The following is a 3,258-nucleotide window of genomic DNA, read 5'->3' on the forward strand; positions in this document are numbered from 1 at the left end:
TGATGAGAGCACGCTTGATTTTCATGGTCAATCTCCACCTTTCGTCTACAACAAACAAGTAACTTATTCCAAAATCGTCACATGGCGGCCTTCCACCTTGAGCCGCCCGTCCACATAGAGCGCGATGGCTTGCGGATAGAGGATATGTTCCTGCTCCAACACCCGCGCGGCGAGCGTATCTTCCGTATCGTCATCCATGACAGGCACAGCCGCCTGCAAAATGATCGGTCCCGAATCCATGCCTTCGTCGACGAAGTGAATCGTGCAGCCCGAGACCTTGACGCCGTAGGCGAGCACGTCGCGATGGGCGTGCGCCCCGCCGAAAGACGGCAGGAGAGACGGATGGATGTTCAGGATGCGCCCGCAGAACTTGCGCACGAAGTACGGACTCAAGATGCGCATGAAGCCCGCGAGCACGACGAGCGTCACCCCCGCCGCTTCGAGCGCCGCGACGAGCTTTTCTTCGAATTCCTCGCGTGTCGCGCACGCTTTGCGATCGACGCACTGATGCGCGATGCCCGCTTCTGCCGCACGCTCCAAGGCTTTCGCCTCAGGCTTGTCCGTCAGAACGACGGCGATCTCCGCGCGGATCTCGCCGTTCTTCTGCGCCTTGATGATGGATTCGAGGTTCGTGCCGCGCCCCGAGCACAGGATGCCGAGCACTTCCTTACGCATCGAGAATCCCGCCTTTGATCGTCACATCGTGTGCGCCCTTCTTGACGCAGCCGATCGCGTAGACCTCCTCGCCCGCTGACGCAAGGTGCGCACGAATCTTCGCAGTCTCCTCGGGCGCGGCGATGATGACCATGCCGACGCCCATGTTGAACGTGCGGTACATCTCATGTCCATCGACATTGCCCCACTCCTGCAGCAGGCGGAAGATCGACGGCGTCTGCCAGGCGGAAGCATCGACTTCCACCGCAAGATGCTCAGGCAGGGCGCGCGGGATATTTTCGTAAAAGCCGCCGCCCGTGATGTGCACCATGCCATGAATGTCGAACTTCTCGATGAGCGGCAGACACACGCGCGGATAGAGCCGCGTCGGCGTCAGAAGCTCCTCGCCGAGCGTCTTTTCAAGCTCGGGGAAGGTTTCCGCCCCCGTGAAGCCCTTGTGCTCGAAGCAAATCTTGCGCACGAGCGAGAAGCCGTTCGAGTGAACGCCCGAGGACGGCAGCGCGAGCAGCACATCGCCCTCCTTGACGCGTTCGCTCGTGATGATCTTCGACTTCTCGACGACGCCGACGGCAAAGCCCGCGATGTCGTACTCACCGTCCGCATAGAAGCCCGCCATCTCCGCCGTTTCGCCGCCGATGAGCGCACATCCCGACTCCTTGCAGGCAGCGGCGACGCCCTTGACGACGGCGGCTACCTGCTCGGGGACGAGCTTGCCGACGGCGAGGTAGTCGAGAAAAAAGAGCGGCTCTGCGCCCTGCACGAGAATATCGTTGACGCACATGGCGACAGCGTCCTGCCCCACGGTATCGTGCTTGTCGAGCATGAAGGCAAGCCGAAGCTTCGTACCCACGCCGTCCGTGCCCGAAACGAGCACCGGCTCCCTGTACTTCGCTGCCTGCAGCGCAAAGAGACCGCCGAAGCCGCCGAGATCGCCGAGCACTTCGGGGCGGTACGTCGCACGCACGCTGTCCTTGATGAGCTTGACAGATTCATTTCCTGCGTCGATATCGACGCCCGCGTCACGATAGGTAAGTTTCTTTTCCATTCTGCCTCCTCCACACAAAACGTCGCACAAATGTCACTTTTGGCACATTGTGCGCACATCTCGCATGAATCAAAAAACCGCAAAGAAATACACAAACCCACCGCCATTCGAAAGAATGGCGGCGGGCTGCGGGCTATTATCTCTCCTCGCCTGTCAGGCGGCGCAAGATCTCTTTGTAAGCGTCCTCCACGTTGCCGAGGTCGCGCCGAAATCTGTCCTTGTCGAGCTTCTCGTTCGTATCGCTGTCCCAGAAGCGGCAGTTATCCGGCGAAATCTCGTCGGCAAGAATGATCGTGCCGTTCTTGTCCCTGCCGAATTCCAGCTTGAAATCGACGAGCGTAATCTTCTTCGTCTTCAGATGCGCCATCATGATCTCGTTGACCTTCAAGGCCTGACGCTCAATCTCACGAATCTCCTCATCCGTCGCCATCGCCATCGCCTTGACGTGGTAGTGGTTGATCATCGGATCGCCGAGTTCGTCGCTCTTGTAGTAAAGCTCCACGATGGGAATCGCCATCTTCGTGCCTTCTTCAAGGCCGAGGCGCTCGGCAAGACTGCCTGCCGCGATGTTGCGCACGACGACCTCAAGCGGAATGATCTCAAGCTTCTTGACAATCATCTCACGGTCGCTCGGCATACGGATCGAGTGATGGTCAATGCCGTTCTTCTTCAGAAGGTCAAAGAAAAATGACGTGATCTTGTTGTTCATGACGCCCTTGTCGACGATCGTGCCCTTCTTCGCGCCGTTGCCTGCCGTCGCATCGTCCTTGTAATAGACGAGCAATTCGTCGGGATTCTCCGTCTCGTACATGATCTTTGCTTTGCCTTCGTACAGAACCTTCTTGCTCATGATTTCCTGTCCTCCGTTGAATTCCTACTGATTGACCTGCGATGCGACGCGCGCCGCCTTCTTCGCCACGCCTTCCCGGAGCTTCTCGCGATACCCTTCGAGCTGCTTTGCAACAGCAGCGTCTTGCGCACCGAAGATTTCGAGGGCGAAGACCGCCGCATTCTTCGCGCCGTTGACCGCCATCGTCGCGACGGGGATGCCCGACGGCATCTGCACCGTGCTCAAGAGCGCGTCGAGTCCGTTCAAAGGCGTCGCGTTGATCGGCACGCCGACGACGGGAAGCGTCGTATAGCTCGCGATGACGCCCGCCAAATGCGCCGCCGCCCCCGCCGCTGCAAGGATGACGCCGACGCCGTTTTCACGCGCGTTTTCGGCATACTCGTGCACCTTCGCGGGCGTGCGGTGCGCTGACGCCACGATGACGTCGACTTCGACGCCGAACTCCTTGAGAAGCTCCACCGCCGGCTTCATGATCGGCCAGTCCGAATCACTTCCCATAAAAAGAGCTGCTTTCATGAAAGATCCCTCTCCTTTTTAGGAAACGCTGATAAAATGAAGTTGCCCAGATTTGCACAGATGCGCTGGCTCTCTCTAGGAGACAAACCACAGGCGTAGCAGTGCTACGCCGAGGATTGGTCGACGACGAGAGGACAGCGTAGACGTGTGAAGATGGGCGGCTGAATTTATC

The 3,258-nt window shown here is 58.8% G+C and carries 4 protein-coding genes; all 4 read right to left on the bottom strand.

Annotated elements, in window-relative coordinates; translation table 11 throughout:
- Positions 1-63: 63 nt before the first annotated feature.
- Positions 64-675, bottom strand: coding sequence for a phosphoribosylglycinamide formyltransferase (gene purN, locus ACTTKG_RS10010; protein WP_442674055.1), 612 nt, complete (start codon positions 673-675; stop codon positions 64-66).
- Positions 668-1,720 carry a phosphoribosylformylglycinamidine cyclo-ligase gene (gene purM / locus ACTTKG_RS10015; protein ID WP_442674056.1) on the bottom strand — a complete coding sequence of 351 codons (1,053 nt, stop codon included), beginning with the start codon at positions 1,718-1,720 and terminating at the stop codon, positions 668-670. Before purM ends, purN begins: the two co-directional genes overlap by 8 nt.
- Before the next feature lie 136 nt (positions 1,721-1,856).
- Positions 1,857-2,570 (bottom strand): phosphoribosylaminoimidazolesuccinocarboxamide synthase, encoded by a 714-nt coding sequence (gene purC / locus ACTTKG_RS10020; RefSeq protein ID WP_442674057.1) that lies wholly within the window; start codon positions 2,568-2,570, stop codon positions 1,857-1,859.
- A gap of 24 nt (positions 2,571-2,594) precedes the next feature.
- Positions 2,595-3,086 carry a 5-(carboxyamino)imidazole ribonucleotide mutase gene (gene purE, locus ACTTKG_RS10025; RefSeq protein WP_442674058.1) on the bottom strand — a complete coding sequence of 164 codons (492 nt, stop codon included), beginning with the start codon at positions 3,084-3,086 and terminating at the stop codon, positions 2,595-2,597.
- Positions 3,087-3,258 lie beyond the last annotated feature (172 nt).

The organism is Selenomonas sp. (genome assembly GCF_052169755.1).
Lineage (GTDB): Bacteria > Bacillota > Negativicutes > Selenomonadales > Selenomonadaceae > Selenomonas.

Bases quoted from the DNA above. Each gene is read 5' to 3' on its own strand.
- purN (WP_442674055.1), bottom strand. From the start codon at position 675: ATGCGTAAGGAAGTGCTCGGCATCCTGTGCTCGGGGCGCGGCACGAAC.
- purM (WP_442674056.1), bottom strand. From the start codon at position 1,720: ATGGAAAAGAAACTTACCTATCGTGACGCGGGCGTCGATATCGACGCA.
- purC (WP_442674057.1), bottom strand. From the start codon at position 2,570: ATGAGCAAGAAGGTTCTGTACGAAGGCAAAGCAAAGATCATGTACGAG.
- purE (WP_442674058.1), bottom strand. From the start codon at position 3,086: ATGAAAGCAGCTCTTTTTATGGGAAGTGATTCGGACTGGCCGATCATG.